This window comes from Providencia sp. AGC89, assembly GCF_053543535.1.
This window is the reverse complement of record NZ_JBIXLP010000018.1, coordinates 1-16,371: the sequence shown is the minus strand read 5'-3', so window position 1 is coordinate 16,371 and position 16,371 is coordinate 1. Positions and strand designations below refer to the sequence as shown.

The window sequence follows — 16,371 nt, the reverse complement described above, 5'->3', positions numbered from 1 at the left end:
TTTTGGAACAAGTATTGAGAAAAACGCTTGGGAATTACTTGGAATAATATGGAAAAGCGGTTTTTATATTGGAATTATTTGGAATGACCGCGTTTATTGATAATTGAAAAATATCGAATAAGTGACTGGGTAAAATCAATAAAATTGTCATTGGAAAAAATCTTACTATAATAAAAACAATGGATTAGATGAGGGTAGTATGGAGCTTACATTTTTAGGAACCAGTGCTGGTGTGCCAACGAAAGAGCGTAATGTCACCAGTATGATATTAAATTTGGTCGGTATTCGAAAAAGCTATTGGTTATTTGATTGCGGGGAAGGCACACAACACCGTATTTTAAATAGCCCATTTAAAACGCCAAAAATTGACAAGATCTTTATTACACATTTACATGGCGATCATATTTTTGGGCTACCGGGTTTGTTATGCAGCCGCTCAATGGGGGGCGCAACAGAACCTTTGACGCTATATGGTCCGAAAGGGTTGAAACAATATGTTGAAACCGTTTTGAGTGTGAGTGAGTCTTATATGACTTATCCACTCAACATCATTGAAATTCAAGCTGGGCAGTTATTTGATGATGGCGAATTGATTGTGACGGCTTACCCCCTTGACCACCGAGTGGAATGCTACGGCTACCGTATTGAAGAGCATGCAAAGAGCGGGGCTTTAGATGCAGAGCGACTCGCGCAAGATAACATCCCTCGGGGGCCGTGGATGCAAGACCTAAAAGCGGGTAAAACAATCACTTTGGAAGATGGTCGAACTGTGAATGGCGCGGAGTATTTAGGCGAACCTATCTCTGGTAAAGTGATTGCAATTTTTGGTGACACTCAGCCAACCGACCAGGGGCTAGCACTCGCTAAAAATGCAGATGTTATGGTGCATGAAACCACTTTAGAAGCAGCATTTGCGGAAAAAGCCAATGAACGCGGGCACTCAACTACGGAACAAGCGGCTCGATTAGCTCGTGCTGCTGGGGTAAAACGCTTTATTGCAACCCATTTGAGTGGGCGTTATATGACTCATGATATCCCAAGGTTACTTGCTGAGTGCCAAGCAATATTCCCAGCCACAATAATGGCAGAGGATTATTTAACCGTGAAAATTTAATTTAAGCGGGTAATAAACGGCCCGCTTAATGATAATTTTTTTAAAAAATCACTTTCACAAAACCATTGCGGCAGTAAGTTTCGTATTCATCGGAAAGTTGGCGATTGGTGACTATCACATCGAATTGTGACAATTCCCCCATATTGGCGGTAGCAACTTCATCAAATAGGTTATAGGGCGCTAATAAAATCTTACGAATGGACTTTTCCATGGCTTTTTTCTTCATGGGTAAATCATCCAAGTTATAGCAAGTCACACCATAGTTCCCGTGTACGCCAGCCGCAGAGATAAAGGCTTTTTTGGGGTTAATTGAATCGAGTAGTGAAGGTAATGAAGGGTTGTAAAAGGAATCGCTTTTTGGCCGATATTCACCACCACATAACAAGGCGGTGGCATTTTTCTTCTGGCTTAACGCTAAAAAAACGTTATGTGAGTAACAAATTCCAGTGAAACTGATCTCCTCTGGGATAAGAGAAATCAATGTTGCCATTTCAATACCATTATCAAAGAAAATCACATCATCTTCAGTAACCATACTCGCGGCAAGGTTTGGAATATACAGTGCTTCGGTTTGGTCTGGGGTAAAAATATCCGCTTGTTGTTCTTGAGCGATTAAATTGGCGGGTTGGGTAACAGAAACAATATAGCCACCGAGTAGTGACATTGGGATAGGGCCTTCGGTATCTGCGCTAAGGTCTCGTCGAATGGTCATTTCTGATACTTCGAGTATTCTAGCGGCTTCTTTTAAATGAATGCGTCCTGAACGTTTTAAACATTCACTTAAGCGGCGAAGGCGTTCTTTTTGTTTAGTTTCTATCACCCTACAGTCCTTTTGTAATACATAAAATTGGCGCGGTTAGACCGCGCCCCAGCATTTAGTAGTCACTTGGCTGGTCATTATTCCCCGTGACTATTGCAACACTTGCACTAGCGCCAACACGGTTAGCACCAGCTTCAATCATTTTAATGGCAGTTTCACGATCGCGAACGCCGCCAGACGCTTTTACACCAACTTCGTTGCCGACTACTTTACGCATTAGAGCAACATGGTGTTCAGTCGCCCCCATTGTACTGAAACCTGTTGAAGTTTTCACAAAACCAACTTTAATTGTGCGGCAAATTTCACAAACTTGTGTAATTTCTTCATCTGTTAGTAGGCAGTTTTCTAAGATAACCTTGAGTGTTGCGTTACCGCAAGCGGCAAAAACAGCTTCAATATCTTGACGAACAAAGTCTAAATCACCACTTTTTAGCATCCCGACGTTGATGACCATATCAACTTCATCAGCTCCACGGCGCACGGCTTCAGCCGCTTCAAAAGCTTTAGCTTCAGTTAAACATGCACCTAAAGGGAAGCCTACCACACAGCAAACCTTAACGTCGCTGTTTTTTAACAGCTCACTGGCTAAAGGCACATATCCTGTATTGACACATACTGAGGCAAAATGGTGCTCTGCCGCTTCTGCACATAATTTTGTGATATCACTAACAGTTGCATTAGCAGCGAGTAAAGTGTGATCAATATATTTTGCTAAGTCTTGCATTTTCAACTTTCCTATATAAATGTGGATAAGACAACAAAGAATGAGGAAATGTGGTAGATGTAACACTTGATCATTCGTTATTCGAGATCCTAATCACAAATGATATTTTTGCAACATGATAATGTTAGTATCATATCATTATGTGATTTATTTAACACGAGGGACATTATGGATATAGCAGTTATTGGTTCAAACATGGTTGATTTGATCACTTATATCGATCAAATGCCAAAAGAAGGCGAAACGCTAGAAGCGCCAGCTTTCAAAATTGGTTGCGGCGGTAAAGGTGCGAACCAAGCTGTTGCTGCGGCTAAATTGAATTCTAAAGTGATTATGTTAACTAAAGTCGGCGATGATATCTTTGCAGATAACACCATCCGTAATCTTGAATCTTACGGGATTAACACGCGCTATGTGGAAAAAGTTCCGTGTACTTCAAGTGGTGTCGCGCCAATTTTTGTTAATCAAAATTCGTCTAATAGTATTTTGATCGTTAAAGGAGCGAATAAGTTTTTATCACCAGAGGATATCGATCGGGCTGCTGAAGATCTAAAAAAATGCAAACTGATCGTCCTACAATTAGAAGTCCAACTCGAAACGGTGTATCACGCGATCGCTTTTGGTAACAAGCATGGGATACCCGTATTACTTAACCCGGCCCCCGCTCAACGAACGCTCGATCTAGATTTTGCCTGCCGTTGTGATTTCTTTGTACCCAATGAAACGGAATTAGAAATTCTAACCAATATGCCAGTCGACACGATGGACAACATCCGCCGAGCTTCACAATCACTATTGGATAAAGGCCTAAAAAACCTGATTGTCACACTTGGTGATAAAGGGGCTTTGTGGATGACGCGCGATAGTGAGTTGTATATACCTGCTATCAAAGTAAATGCCATTGATACCAGTGGCGCTGGAGATGCCTTTATTGGCTGTTTTTCTCATTATTATGTACACACCGGGAATATTGAAGAAGCACTGAAAAAAGCAGTGATGTTTTCTGCATTTAGTGTGACAGGGAAAGGGACTCAATCTTCTTATCCAAGTGTTGAGCAATTTACGGAATTTGTGCAAATCAACACAGTTAACAAATAGCTAAATAATAATAGTCAACGTAGCTGTATACCCTTTGATGTATTAATCAGTCACTAGAACTGAATAGCAAGTCATCGGGTATAAATTATAAAATTATAAGGGTTACTATGAACATTAAGAACATCACTCAGTTACCGGATGGCTACCTGAGTAAGACTCCTCTATTTCAATTTATCCTACTGTCCTGCCTTTTTCCTCTTTGGGGTTGTGCAGCGGCATTAAATGACATTTTGATCACACAGTTTAAAAGTGTTTTTGAACTTAGTAACTTTGCATCAGCTTTGGTGCAAAGTGCGTTTTATGGTGGGTACTTTTTGATTGCGATCCCTGCATCTTTGGTGATCAAAAAAACCAGCTATAAATACACTATTATGGTGGGGCTAATCCTCTACATCGCAGGGTGTAGTTTGTTCTTCCCAGCTTCACATATGGCAACCTATACGATGTTTTTGGCGGCAATTTTCGCGATTGCTATTGGTTTAAGTTTCCTTGAAACCGCAGCAAATACCTATAGTTCGATGATTGGTCCAAAACAGTACGCTACACTTCGTTTGAATATTAGCCAGACCTTTTACCCTATCGGTGCGGCTGGGGGGATTTTACTGGGTAAATATCTCGTTTTCTCCGAAGGAGATAGCCTGCAAAGCCAAATGGCGGGAATGAATGCGGAACAAATTCATGAATTCCGCCTAGCGATGTTAGAAAATACACTCGAACCCTATCGTTATATGATCATGGTATTGGTCGTGGTGATGATCTTATTCCTTATTACTAAGTTTCCTAAATGTAAAGTTGCAGAAACTCAGGATCACAAACGCCCCTCTGCGATCGATACGTTAAAGTATTTAGCCAAAAATAGCCGTTTTAGAAAAGGGATTATTGCTCAGTTCTTATATGTTGGGATGCAAGTTGCTGTTTGGTCATTCACTATTCGTTTAGCGTTAGAAATGGGCGATATTAATGAACGTGATGCATCGAACTTCATGGTATATAGCTTTGCGTGTTTCTTTATTGGTAAATTTATCGCCAATATCTTAATGACTCGTTTTAACGCAGAAAAAGTATTAATTATCTATTCTGTGATTGGTGCTCTGTTCCTTATTTATGTTGCATTTATTCCAAGTTTTACCGCGGTGTACGCCGCTGTAATGGTGAGCATTTTATTTGGACCTTGCTGGGCGACTATTTATGCGGGCACTTTGGATACAGTCGATAATGAACATACTGAAATGGCGGGTGCGGTCATTGTGATGGCGATTGTTGGGGCTGCAGTTGTCCCTGCGGTACAAGGTTATGTCGCTGATATGTTGCACTCTTTACAGCTTTCATTCTTGGTTTCTATGTTGTGCTTTGTTTATGTTGGTATTTACTTTGTTGGTGAACGCCGTTTTAAAGCAAAACAAGAAGCAAAATAATTCAGCGAATCAATTTGGGTAGTGTGAGCTACCCAATTCCATCCATTTAATCAAACCGTGAGTATGAAAATGAATACACTAATACCACTTCACAGAAGCTTATTTACGGAAAAACCGACCCTTATTTTACAAAATGACCAATTTTCTGCGACAGCTTTCCGTTATCAAACGGGCGTAGAAGGTTTACGTATTGAAAATCAGCAAGGTTATTTAACTATTTTACCTTTTTTAGGGCAAATGATTTGGGATGCTGAATTTTGTGGCCAAAATCTGAAAATGGAAAATATGTTTTCAGCCCCGAAACGTGTCCCAACAGTCGTAGAAACGTATGGTTGCTTTGCTTTTCACTCAGGTTTAATCAGTAATGGCTGCCCTTCACCAGAGGATACTCACCCATTGCATGGAGAAATGCCTTGTGCATCAATGGATAGCAGTTGGCTTGAGCTGACAGAAGATAGCTTAAAAATTGTCGGTGAATATGAGTATGTGATGGGTTTTGGTCATCATTATCGCGCTACCCCATCAGTTTTATTAAAGGAAAACAGTACGTTATTTGATATACAAATGTCAGTGACAAACTTGGCGTCTGTTCCTATGCCACTCCAGTATATGTGCCATATGAATTATGCTTATGTAGATAAGGCAACATTGACGCAAAATATCCCAGAACATGCGATTAAGCTGCGTGAATCAATACCGGGTCATGTACATCCAACCGAGCAGTGGCTTGAGTTTAATGAGTCCTTAAAATCAGGCAAAGTGACGTTAAATCAACTTGACCAACCAGACATGTGTGACCCTGAAATTGTTTTCTTTATGGATAACTTGAGCCAATATACTACCGAGCCAGAGTTCAGGATGACATCGCCAGATGGGAATACGTTCATCACACGTTTTAACTCGAATGAACTTAATTATGCCACCCGCTGGATTTTATATAATGGAGACCAAAAGGTTGGCGCGTTTGTACTCCCTGCAACTTGCCGGCCAGAAGGCTTTATGGCGGCAAAAAATAACCAAACATTAATTTGGTTACAAGCGGGTGAAACACGTCAATTTACCGTAACAACGGGGGTTGAAAAATAGTCATTGACGATTTTTCAGGGGATCTTTGATGAAAGGCAGCGATTCGCTGCCTTATTCATATTGTTGACATTCTTCTTGTAAATCAGAAAGTAGCCTCGCTGCATCATAAAGTAGTATGTTTTTTCTATCAGGTTGCATCATTATTGCAACTTTAATATTTGCTTCATGCATATCTGGTAATACTTCCGTCATCAAATGCTCAAGGGAAAATAATATGGGTGAAAAATGAGCCCATTCGCCGGTTAAGCACTGCTCTACGTATGCTTTAGCTGGCCATAAAGGGAGGGAAAGGTCATGCATACCGTTTCTTACTGTAATAAGGCTATTTCCATCACTGATTGCCCAAACTTGCTCCCAATCGGCTATTTTGCCTACAAAATACGTGTATTTTTGTTGTGGTCGCAGCTTCTGGACGTTGCAGATTTCTTTTTCGTTAGGGGAAAATAGTGTGTTATTCATTATTGGATTATCGAAAAAGTAATTGATAATTATTGGGAAAATTATATTTATTATTGTTATCTTAATAACAAAATGAATTGATAACAACATGCAGCAAAAATGAACTAACTCACAATAATAATACCTGTCGGTTAAATTTTAGGGCGGTTAGAGATGATAGAAGCGTTACTTGAAAAATATGCGATTGGAATGACATTGATTGCAGCATGCCTTGCACTGTATGTCGTTTTTGAAGTGCTCCATAAAAGGCATAAGCACAAAAATAAAAGCATTCTTATCCATATTATTCAAACAGTTGTACTCTGTGGCATTGTGATTGTATTGGCCCAGTATGTGGATATGGCAGCAACAGACTTTGATTTAAGTTTTATTTCAACGTCTTTAGTTAATTTTTTAACAATTTCAGCTATCGCCTTAATTTTAATGCGAAAATTGTTTCAATTAGCGAATCGATTAGAAAAGAAACAAATTCAAAAAGGGAGTGACCCTACATCAGCACGTATTGTGGCTAGGGTATTTAAAACGACAGTTTTTGTTATCATTGTACTGCTTTTTGGTGAACATTTTGGCATGAGCTTATCAGGGCTGATGGCATTTGGTGGTATTGGTGGTATCGCCATTGGTATGGCAGGTAAAGACATTCTCAGTAACTTTTTCTCGGGATTAATGCTTTACTTTGATCGTCCTTTTAATATTGGTGATTGGGTCAGTTCACCAGATAGAAATATTGAAGGTACCGTGGTCGAAATTGGTTGGCGGATCACAAAAATTATTACTTTTGACCATCGACCTCTCTACATACCGAACTCAGTTTTTTCTTCAATTAGTGTGGAAAACCCTGGGCGTATGACTAATCGACGTATTAAAACAGAAATTGGTTTGCGTTATGAAGACGCTGACAAAATTGGTGCGATTGTTGATGAGATACGCACGATGCTAAAACAAGATGAAAATATCGATACAGGGCAAACATTATTAGTATATTTTGATGCCTTTGCCGATTCTTCGTTAAATATTATGGTGTATTGTTTTACGAAAACAACCGTATGGGCAGAGTGGTTAGCTGCGCAGCAAGCGGTATATTTAAAGATAATCGATATCGTAAAACGTCATAATGCTGACTTCGCATTCCCATCTCAAACATTGTATGTGGAAAAAAACAACTAACGTTCCGCACATGATAAATTAGCCGACTAATTGATTGTTAATTATTAATTAATTAGTCGGTTTATCTTTATATCTTTGAAATGTAAAAATAAAATTTCGGTAATTGAGCTGCTAGCTGTTAGCATTTTTATGCTATTAACCAGAGGCTTATAAAAAATAATCGACTTTTTGTTTTGCTGATTTTTTTGCCAAGGCGCAGGTCATTCCAATTCCCCTACCTATCAAGTATATTGGCCGCCTCTTTTCCTCAGCTAACTAAGAGCCAGACTGTTATGAATAAAATCAATGTGGCATGTAGCCAGGGGGTCGCTATCTATTTTACTGGTGAATTTCAGTGGGTAGATATTCGCGATTCACAGTTAAACAATATTGCTGCTGTTGTGCTATCTGAACAAGATGCCAACCAAGGGCTGTGGAAAAGGGTTGCTGAGAGTCAGCTCAGTATTCCGCTGTTTATCATTAGTGATAAACAGCTACCAACGGATGAAAAAATACCTCCTTATTTAACGGCCATTTTGCCGCCAGCACCTGCTGAGCGTGAAGAAAATAGCCGCCAATTACTTGATGCTGCTAATCAGTATCTTGAGCAGTTATTACCCCCATTTTTTGCTCGAATGATGGATTATGCTGCGGGTCATAATGTGACTTTTGCGTGCCCTGGGCACCAAGGGGGGCAATTTTTCCGTCGTCACCCTACGGGGGAGCAGTTTTACCAATTTTATGGTGAAAACCTTTTTCGTACCGACCTCTGCAATGCAGATGTTGCGATGGGGGATTTGCTGATCCACGAAGGTGCTGCGAAAGAAGCCCAAAAATTTGCGGCTAAAGTGTTCAATGCAGATAAAACCTATTTTGTCCTAAATGGCACTTCATCGTCGAATAAAGTGGTATTAAATGCCTTATTAACACCGGGCGACCTCGTATTATTTGACCGTAATAACCACAAATCAAATCATCATGGCGCATTGATCCAAGCGGGGGCGACACCGGTTTATCTTGAAACGGCGCGTAACCCATTTGGCTTTATCGGTGGTATTGATGCACATTGCTTTGAAGAAACTTATTTACGTGAATTAATTACAGATGTTATGCCAGAACGGTCGCAAGCTGTACGGCCGTTTCGATTGGCGGTGATCCAATTAGGCACCTATGACGGAACAGTGTATAACGCACGACAAGTGGTCGATAAAATTGGGCATTTATGTGATTATATTTTATTCGATTCTGCATGGGTTGGTTATGAGCAATTTATACCGATGATGCGTCAGTGCTCGCCATTACTGCTCGAATTAACTGAAAATGACCCTGGTATTATGGTCACTCAGTCCGTCCATAAGCAGTTAGCCGGGTTTTCTCAAGCCTCACAGATCCATAAAAAAGATAATCACATCAAAGGTCAAGAGCGTTTTGTTTCTCATAAAAAACTCAATAATGCCTTTATGATGCATGCCTCTACGAGCCCATTTTACCCACTATTTGCTTCTCTGGATGTCAATGCACGTATACATCAAGGCGCTGCCGGCAATATGATGTGGATGGATTGTGTAAAAGTGGGCATTGAAGTCAGAAAATCCATACTTCAGCACTGCCGTTACTTTAAGCCCTTTGTTCCTGAAATGGTTGATGGCAAGTTATGGCAGGATTATCCTACTGAGCAAATTGCGAGTGAGCAGCGCTTTTTTAATTTTATCCCTAAGCAACGTTGGCATGCATTTGATGGTTATGCACAGGATCAATACTTCGTTGACCCATGCAAATTAATGTTAACGACACCGGGTATCGACGTCGAAAGTGGTGAATATGAGGCTTTCGGTGTACCTGCGACTATTTTGGCGCATTTTTTACGTGAACATGGTGTGATCCCTGAAAAATGCGACTTAAACTCCATTCTATTTCTATTAACACCAGCGGAAACGCGCGAAAAGCTGGAATTGCTGGTGTCTCATTTAGTTCGCTTTGAGCAATTACTCGATGAAGATGCATTATTAGTTGACGTATTACCGTCGGTTTATCAGCGCTATGAAAGCCATTACCATGGTTATACGTTACGCCGTCTGTGCCAAGAAATGCACCAACTCAGCGTTGACGATAATATTAAGCAATTGCAAAAAGAAATGTTCCGTAAGCAACATTTCCCTAAGGTAAAAATGAACCCTCAGCAAGCCCATATTGAATTTATTCGGGGTAACTGTGAGTTACTACCCTTGGATGAATTAGAAGGGCGTATTGCCGTTGAAGGAGCCTTGCCTTACCCTCCTGGGGTATTGTGTGTTGTGCCAGGGGAAGTTTGGTCAGGCCCTGTATTGCGTTACTTCAAAGCTCTTGAAGCTGGGATCAACGCTCTACCGGGTTTTGCTCCTGAATTACAAGGCGTTTATATTTCCAAGAATGAAGGTGAGAAAAAACGTGTCTATGCACATGTTTTAAAGTAATTTTGTAGTTATTCAGATAGTAAGCATAGATTTTACCTTATTAGCTCGTTACATTGGGGTCAGACTAGTCATAGCTGACTCCTCATTTATTGATAAGGTAAGGTATGAGCAAAAAAATAATTCTTGATTGCGACCCTGGTCATGATGATGCAATTGCATTATTACTGGCTTACGGCAACCCAGACATTGATTTATTGGCTGTAACAACCGTTGCAGGTAACCAAACCCTCGAAAAAGTCACTTATAATGCTCTAGCGATTGCTGAAATGGCTAAGATCACGGGGGTTCCTTTTGCCGCGGGCTCTGTTCGCCCATTAGTGCGTAATAGCGAAGTTGCACCAGACATACATGGGGACTCAGGGTTAGACGGCCCTATTTTACCAACGCCCACACTTAAATTAGATGAAAGACATGCTGTTTCATTGATTATTGATACCATTATGTCACACCCCCCTAAAACGGTAACGTTAGTACCAACAGGGGCATTAACCAATATTGCGCTTGCTGCTCGTCTAGAGCCCCGCATTGTGGAGCGGGTGAAGGAAGTGGTGCTGATGGGCGGTGGCTACCATGTGGGGAATTGGAGCGCAGTTGCGGAATTTAATATCAAAATTGACCCAGAGGCTGCCCATATTGTTTTTAATGAAAAATGGCCACTGACCATGGTGGGGTTAGATTTGACGCACCAAGCCCTCGCGACCCCGGATGTTGTAAATGAAATTGCAGCGATAGGTAGTGATTGTTCGCAATTTGTTGTGGAACTTCTGGATTTTTTCGGGAAAATGTACAAACAAGCTCAAGGCTTTGATGCTCCTCCGGTTCATGACCCTTGCGCTGTAGCTTATGTGATTGATCCTTCAGTTATTACTACACAAAAAGTTCCTATTGATATCGAATTAACAGGGTCATTGACATTAGGTATGACGGTAGCTGATTTCCGTCACCCAGCACCAGCTGACTGCCATACACAGGTCGCAGTTAAGTTAGACCACCATAAATTTTGGCAGTTGGTCATCAATGCGTTAAAAAATATTAGGTAACTCATGAATAACGAATTAGAACAAATGCCTTACGAGGCGCTTATTGAACGCAGTATGAATGCCTTACAAGCTAAAAATCAGTTTCATTGTGACACGTGGAAATTGGACCAAGCCGATTGGTCGGTAGACCAAGACGAAGGGACGATTATTTTTCACGCTCCAGACAATGTAATGGCGACTGCACCGGTACAAATCGTTGGAACATATGACCAAAACCAAGGCAGTTGGATGTGGAGTTGGGCAAATAGTTCGATCCAACCCGCGCTTACACATGATGCCATTGCAGTTAAAGCCTATGGTGAGCGCAGTGATAACCCGTTGTTGACCGCACGAGTGAGCGACATTGAAGAATATGACGCTTGGCAGCTCACCGCGTTAGCTTGCGAATTAAACAACCAGCAAGGTGTTTACCGAGGTGTCGCGGGTCACACGTTGGTTTTTATGACTTTTGGTGATGTTTCACTACAACAAATTTAGCTCGGGAATGGCTTATTCAGCAGTGAACAAGGCATTTAAACCCTCTTTGGTTGAGTGACCTGTCAGTTATACTGGTTTTCTTTTTTCAATCAGGAGCATACTCATGTTAGATATCGCACTTGAAGCCGCTAAACTAGTCAAAACAATGACGGTAGAAGCTTTCTATAGCGCGGGGAAATTTGACTATAAAGCCGATCGCTCGGTAGTGACTGAAACGGATATCCGAGTTGAAGAAGAAATCAGGGAACTGTTTGCGAAGCGTACACCTAATACCTTAGTTTTAGGTGAAGAATTTGGTTTTGAAGGTGAGCAAAAGTTTAGTTCGGGTTGGGTTATCGACCCAATTGATGGAACGCGTGCATTTATTTATGGTGTGCCGCTTTTTAGTACGTTAATTGCTTATGTTGAAAATGGGGAGCCACTCCTAAGTGTCATTAGTTTCCCTGCTATATCAACGATGTTCTATGCATCTCAAGGGGAAGGTTGCTGGTTGGAAAGCTCAGGGCAATCGTTACGGCAACTGAAATTGGGCGAACAATCCCCTAAATCATTATCAGAAGCTGTAATCAGTGCATCTGGGATCCACAGCAGTCATTATAATTCTTCTGAAGGCTCGCAAATTTATCATCTTGATGCCATCGTGGGCGAAGCGCGTGATTTTATTTTTGCAAATGATGCATACCAACATGCTATGGTTGCATCTGGTCGTATTCATGGTGCGATTGATACCATAATGAAACCATGGGACAGCGCTGCCCTCATTCCCTGTATTCGAGAGGCAGGAGGTGAGGTTTGTGGGCTGAATGGTGAACGCACACAAGCCATGTTTGCAGGAAGCTTGCTCTCTACTGCAACTCCAGAGCTTGCAGAGCAAATCGTAGAATTGATGGCTCCTTAAAGGTCAATGCGAGGTCAATATGGCCTCGTGCAGCCCTTTTTATTGATTAGCTGAAATCAAAATGCAAACGTAATTTTTGGCAGTGTAAACAACGGAATAAATAGCCCTGTGCGGCTCCATCTTCATCTAAAATAGTGGCTAGCTCTTCCACTGAAAAACCATAATCAGCCACATCGTCAGCAAGGGAAACAAACTCGTCGAGCCTATCTTTGATGTCTTTCCAACTAACGTAACCTATAAATTCACAGGGTTCATTACAATGAGCCAGCCAAGTCTCTTGCTGCCAACCATGATAACCAGGGGTGCGTTTGATTAGCTCATCAAACATTTCGCTTGGATAGGGGTTGATAGTCTGTAAAAACTCGCCGTTATTATCATATTCACAATCGATCCCTTCCACACTTTCTGGGTCTTGAAATTCTCCATCGAATTTTGCACTAGCAGAGCCATTTGCGATACACCAAGGGCAAAATGCGTTGATATCCTCAACGGAGTAAAAAGGGCTTTCATAATAAATATCTGTAAGTTGCTGGCAACAATCACAGGTGACAGTTTTGTCAGTGAGAAACGCTTTGGTTTCAATAGGGTTTGGGTGGTATTTAAAATGAGGAAGTTTTCGATTACCAAGTGACATATAAAAATCCTATGGAATAGGGGGTTATTACCCTGAATGACGATTTAATCAGGCTATCACAAAACGTGATAGGTCACTTTAATTCTCTTTCAACGAGTTTATTTAATTGCGTTTTTATTATTCAAATAATTTGAATATGAACAGCGATATTATTAGCTTTAACTTAAATATGGTTTGGCGATATGATACCTCCATCGAAGGCAACACGGGTTGCCTCCCCCTATAACGAACGAAGGAATTATATTATGAACATGTTTAAAACTTTAATGGCAGCTTCTGTATTATCGGTAATGGCTTTTGGTGCTTCCGCTGCAACCTTAACTGCAACTAGCGATACCTTAGACTCAGCAGAAGCGATTATTGCGGCAAAAGCAAAAGCTGCGGGTGCAGATAGCTACACCATTACCAGTGCACGTATGGGTAATTTTGTCACAATGAGCGCAGAAACTAAATAATATGTTGGGCTGTTAATCTTAATTAAATATTTTGTCCAAAATTTCGGATTTTACTTAAAGATTGCAACTGAAAAATGACATGCCCCCTGATAGCGGAGAAATCCCTATCGGGGTATTGTTATATCATCCACGCCTTAATTGATATCTGTGCGAATACATCGCATCCCAAACGGTCTATGTTATAATACTCTCCTTTATTTATTATTGGCCCTTTATCATTGTTAGGGGCTATTCAATGGCTTTCAACATCAACACAAAAGAGCAGCATGCATCAAAATACCCCAAAACAAGGCTACCATAACCTAAACCGCTTTTCCGTTGCGCCAATGCTCGATGGGATGCACCACAATTAAATATCAATAAGTTATAAAATCATGGTGCGCTATTGGTGTCCTGCTAAGTTTGTTTTTCTTATTCAGATAAGCATTCAAATGCTAATGAATAAAAATATTTTATGCTATCATTACAAAATAACTAGCAAGGTAAGCAAACAATAGGGAGATAAACTTGTATGCCTGTATTTATGGTACAAACCTCAGGTAGTCCAGAAAAGGTTGAAAAAGCTATTAATGCTATAGTTCCCCAAGGAGATAGGTATAAAATTGACTCCAAAGCTTGGGTTGTATCTAGTCCTAACAATATTGTTACCCCTAAAGAATTTTATGAGTTATTGGAATCTCATACAGTAGATCTCAACAATACTATAGTTACTCTTTTTACCGCATACTGGGGAAGGCACAATAGGGAACTGTGGGATTGGTTAAGCGTTAAAAAGGGGTAGTATATGAGTAAAAAAATGGACTTAAATGGCACTCCAAACCCAAATAGCACACCTAGTTCATCATCTGATAACTCTCAACTGCAATGGGTTATGCAGGAATTAAATAGATTATCGGCATCTCACAGTGCTATCAAAATTACTTTAGAAAATCATATAACTTCTATTACTAACAAAGTAGAAGTAAATCATGAAATTATTAAAGATAGATTAGATGACAAGTGTGATAATTTAAATCAAAAAATAGCAGATAAGCATGACACTATTTTAACAAAAATAGATGATAAAAATGACATACTAAGAGAATCAATACTAAGGTCAGAACAAACTGTTATTAACAAGATAAAAGATAATCAATCAGCGAATATTAGATGGCTTATAGGAATTGCAGTTGCCGCAGGTATCGCACTTTATAAGGTTTTCAGCTCATAATGTATACATGCTAGCTACATAGTAATAGCATTTTGTAGCTAGCATGTTTATTTAGCTTTGAATTTTATCAAATTCTTTTCTAGCGATGTTTCTTTGTTTATCGATCCATTCAGCTAAGTCACTAATATGAACCATTCTTGGTGATTTTTGGCTATTTTCATCTCTGTATGTTAAAAATGGTAATTCACCTAAAGCTGCTTTTTTATCTGCATATGCTGGTGTCAAATTTAAATATTTTTCAGCGACTATCTCTAGTGGTATCTGAGATGTTCCACATTCAGCCATTAATAAAAACATTGTGTTCATATTTATCCCCACATATCTGCCGCATACAGATTTAAAAATTAAATATCGTCGTTAACTGGTTTAATCAAATGCTGGTGGATAATAGACACATACTTAGCTTGATGGATTGCATCAGCTAATGCGTTGTGTTGTTCTCCTTCAAATTCGAGCGTACGCTTAGGATCAATACCAGCACTGCGACCAAGTTCTACAATGGTGCGAACATCACGGTTATTATAAAATTTCCAGAATGGCTCTAAATCACATACGTTATAGGCATTAGCTAAAACAACATTGTCAAAATCACTACCATTACCCCAGACGCAAATTTTATTCGATAAATGCTCTTCAGCAAACATAGACAAACATGTAAGCGTATACATAATAGGCTCTGCGCGCTCATCAACAATAGCGGCTCTTGCTTCACTGCTTTGCTTCATCCACCAAAGAACGGTATCGGCATCAATATGAAGCCCAACGCGCTCACAACTCGTTAAATCAACCGTGCGGTAGAAAGTAGGACCAATTTCACCCGTTGACGGCTCAAAAGCTACAGCACCAATAGAAACAATAGCGGCATTACCTTTATTGCTCATAGTTTCCAGATCTACCATTAAGTGCTTATATTTCATTGTTAGTCCTTATTTATCTAATTTATAAAGTGGTGTGACTTTAAGTGGTGAACCATGAGATTGAAAATGGATATCAATATTTTCAGATGCAACCGCATCAGTTGTGAATTGCATTTTTTCATCATGAAATACAGGGTACATCCAAGCTACAGGCTGCAAGTTATTAATACGCTCTAATTCTTTTTGTATTTCAGAGTATTTATCAGCTAACTTAACTACTAAACGGATTAGTTTTGAGTTTTCTTGCTCCCTTGTATCAAGTAACTTATGCCATTCGGCATCATCAGCGCAGAATGCTTCAATCAATTTAGTACTATCTTCGTTAATTTGAGAAATACGCTCAATATGCTCACAGAGGTTAATTACCTTATGGTAATTAGATAAAAGAGCAAAATATTCATATGGCGAACCATGACTCCAGTCGT

General features: G+C 40.1%; 19 protein-coding genes. 12 read left to right on the top strand and 7 right to left on the bottom strand.

Annotated elements, in window-relative coordinates; all coding sequences use genetic code 11:
- Positions 1-199 precede the first annotated feature (199 nt).
- Positions 200-1,114, top strand: a complete 915-nt coding sequence (gene rnz, locus ACIPUA_RS05610) for a ribonuclease Z (protein WP_042848875.1) — start codon at positions 200-202, stop codon at positions 1,112-1,114.
- A gap of 40 nt (positions 1,115-1,154) precedes the next feature.
- On the opposite strand, the gene deoR is transcribed toward rnz, so the two are convergent.
- Both deoR and deoC read right to left on the bottom strand, forming a co-directional pair.
- On the bottom strand, positions 1,155-1,934 hold the full coding sequence (gene deoR / locus ACIPUA_RS05605) for a DNA-binding transcriptional repressor DeoR (protein WP_042848874.1): 780 nt from the start codon (positions 1,932-1,934) through the stop codon (positions 1,155-1,157).
- Between the two features lie 55 nt (positions 1,935-1,989).
- Positions 1,990-2,658: a deoxyribose-phosphate aldolase gene (gene deoC / locus ACIPUA_RS05600; protein ID WP_042848873.1), complete on the bottom strand. Its 669-nt coding sequence runs from the start codon at positions 2,656-2,658 to the stop codon at positions 1,990-1,992.
- A 168-nt stretch (positions 2,659-2,826) separates the two neighbouring features.
- On the opposite strand from deoC, the gene rbsK reads away from it, so the two are divergent.
- From rbsK to ACIPUA_RS05585, 3 genes are all read left to right on the top strand, one after another.
- On the top strand, positions 2,827-3,756 hold the full coding sequence (rbsK, locus tag ACIPUA_RS05595) for a ribokinase (protein WP_042848872.1): 930 nt from the start codon (positions 2,827-2,829) through the stop codon (positions 3,754-3,756).
- A 107-nt stretch (positions 3,757-3,863) separates the two neighbouring features.
- Positions 3,864-5,171, top strand: coding sequence for an L-fucose:H+ symporter permease (fucP, locus tag ACIPUA_RS05590; protein WP_042848871.1), 1,308 nt, complete (start codon positions 3,864-3,866; stop codon positions 5,169-5,171).
- A gap of 69 nt (positions 5,172-5,240) precedes the next feature.
- Positions 5,241-6,257 (top strand): aldose 1-epimerase family protein, encoded by a 1,017-nt coding sequence (locus ACIPUA_RS05585; RefSeq protein ID WP_042848880.1) that lies wholly within the window; start codon positions 5,241-5,243, stop codon positions 6,255-6,257.
- A 51-nt stretch (positions 6,258-6,308) separates the two neighbouring features.
- On the opposite strand, the gene ACIPUA_RS05580 is transcribed toward ACIPUA_RS05585, so the two are convergent.
- Complete coding sequence (locus ACIPUA_RS05580; RefSeq protein ID WP_042848879.1) at positions 6,309-6,716, bottom strand: DUF2750 domain-containing protein; 408 nt, start codon at positions 6,714-6,716, stop codon at positions 6,309-6,311.
- A gap of 153 nt (positions 6,717-6,869) precedes the next feature.
- Here ACIPUA_RS05580 and ACIPUA_RS05575 point away from each other — a divergent pair, with 153 nt between their 5' ends.
- From ACIPUA_RS05575 to ACIPUA_RS05555, 5 genes are all read left to right on the top strand, one after another.
- Positions 6,870-7,883 carry a mechanosensitive ion channel family protein gene (locus ACIPUA_RS05575; RefSeq protein ID WP_042848870.1) on the top strand — a complete coding sequence of 338 codons (1,014 nt, stop codon included), beginning with the start codon at positions 6,870-6,872 and terminating at the stop codon, positions 7,881-7,883.
- 272 nt (positions 7,884-8,155) lie between these two features.
- Positions 8,156-10,315: an ornithine decarboxylase gene (locus tag ACIPUA_RS05570; protein WP_449059411.1), complete on the top strand. Its 2,160-nt coding sequence runs from the start codon at positions 8,156-8,158 to the stop codon at positions 10,313-10,315.
- A gap of 104 nt (positions 10,316-10,419) precedes the next feature.
- Positions 10,420-11,355 (top strand): uridine-preferring nucleoside hydrolase UriH, encoded by a 936-nt coding sequence (gene uriH / locus ACIPUA_RS05565; RefSeq protein ID WP_042848868.1) that lies wholly within the window; start codon positions 10,420-10,422, stop codon positions 11,353-11,355.
- Between the two features lie 3 nt (positions 11,356-11,358).
- Positions 11,359-11,832, top strand: a complete 474-nt coding sequence (locus ACIPUA_RS05560; RefSeq protein WP_048608753.1) for a DUF6882 domain-containing protein — start codon at positions 11,359-11,361, stop codon at positions 11,830-11,832.
- A gap of 103 nt (positions 11,833-11,935) precedes the next feature.
- Complete coding sequence (locus tag ACIPUA_RS05555) at positions 11,936-12,730, top strand: inositol monophosphatase family protein (RefSeq protein ID WP_042848865.1); 795 nt, start codon at positions 11,936-11,938, stop codon at positions 12,728-12,730.
- Positions 12,731-12,776: 46 nt separating this feature from the next.
- Here the strand turns inward: ACIPUA_RS05555 and cbrC are convergent, their stop codons facing one another.
- Entirely contained in the window at positions 12,777-13,364 is a 588-nt protein-coding gene (gene cbrC / locus ACIPUA_RS05550) for a PF03691 family colicin E2 tolerance protein CbrC (protein WP_048608749.1), read from the bottom strand.
- 245 nt (positions 13,365-13,609) lie between these two features.
- Between cbrC and ACIPUA_RS05545 the strand changes: the two genes are divergently transcribed.
- The 3 genes from ACIPUA_RS05545 (at position 13,610) to ACIPUA_RS05535 (ending at position 15,029) form a co-directional block, all read left to right on the top strand.
- Complete coding sequence (locus ACIPUA_RS05545) at positions 13,610-13,819, top strand: YdgH/BhsA/McbA-like domain containing protein (protein ID WP_042848863.1); 210 nt, start codon at positions 13,610-13,612, stop codon at positions 13,817-13,819.
- A gap of 511 nt (positions 13,820-14,330) precedes the next feature.
- Positions 14,331-14,600 (top strand): hypothetical protein, encoded by a 270-nt coding sequence (locus ACIPUA_RS05540; protein WP_449059410.1) that lies wholly within the window; start codon positions 14,331-14,333, stop codon positions 14,598-14,600.
- Positions 14,601-14,603: 3 nt separating this feature from the next.
- Positions 14,604-15,029 (top strand): hypothetical protein, encoded by a 426-nt coding sequence (locus ACIPUA_RS05535; RefSeq protein WP_449059409.1) that lies wholly within the window; start codon positions 14,604-14,606, stop codon positions 15,027-15,029.
- A 51-nt stretch (positions 15,030-15,080) separates the two neighbouring features.
- On the opposite strand, the gene ACIPUA_RS05530 is transcribed toward ACIPUA_RS05535, so the two are convergent.
- From ACIPUA_RS05530 to ACIPUA_RS05520, 3 genes are all read right to left on the bottom strand, one after another.
- Positions 15,081-15,335, bottom strand: coding sequence for a pyocin activator PrtN family protein (locus ACIPUA_RS05530; RefSeq protein WP_449059408.1), 255 nt, complete (start codon positions 15,333-15,335; stop codon positions 15,081-15,083).
- A gap of 38 nt (positions 15,336-15,373) precedes the next feature.
- On the bottom strand, positions 15,374-15,946 hold the full coding sequence (locus ACIPUA_RS05525) for a 3'-5' exonuclease (protein ID WP_449059407.1): 573 nt from the start codon (positions 15,944-15,946) through the stop codon (positions 15,374-15,376).
- Positions 15,947-15,955: 9 nt separating this feature from the next.
- The coding region (locus tag ACIPUA_RS05520; RefSeq protein ID WP_449059406.1) for a hypothetical protein at positions 15,956-16,371 on the bottom strand (416 nt) is incomplete at its 5' end.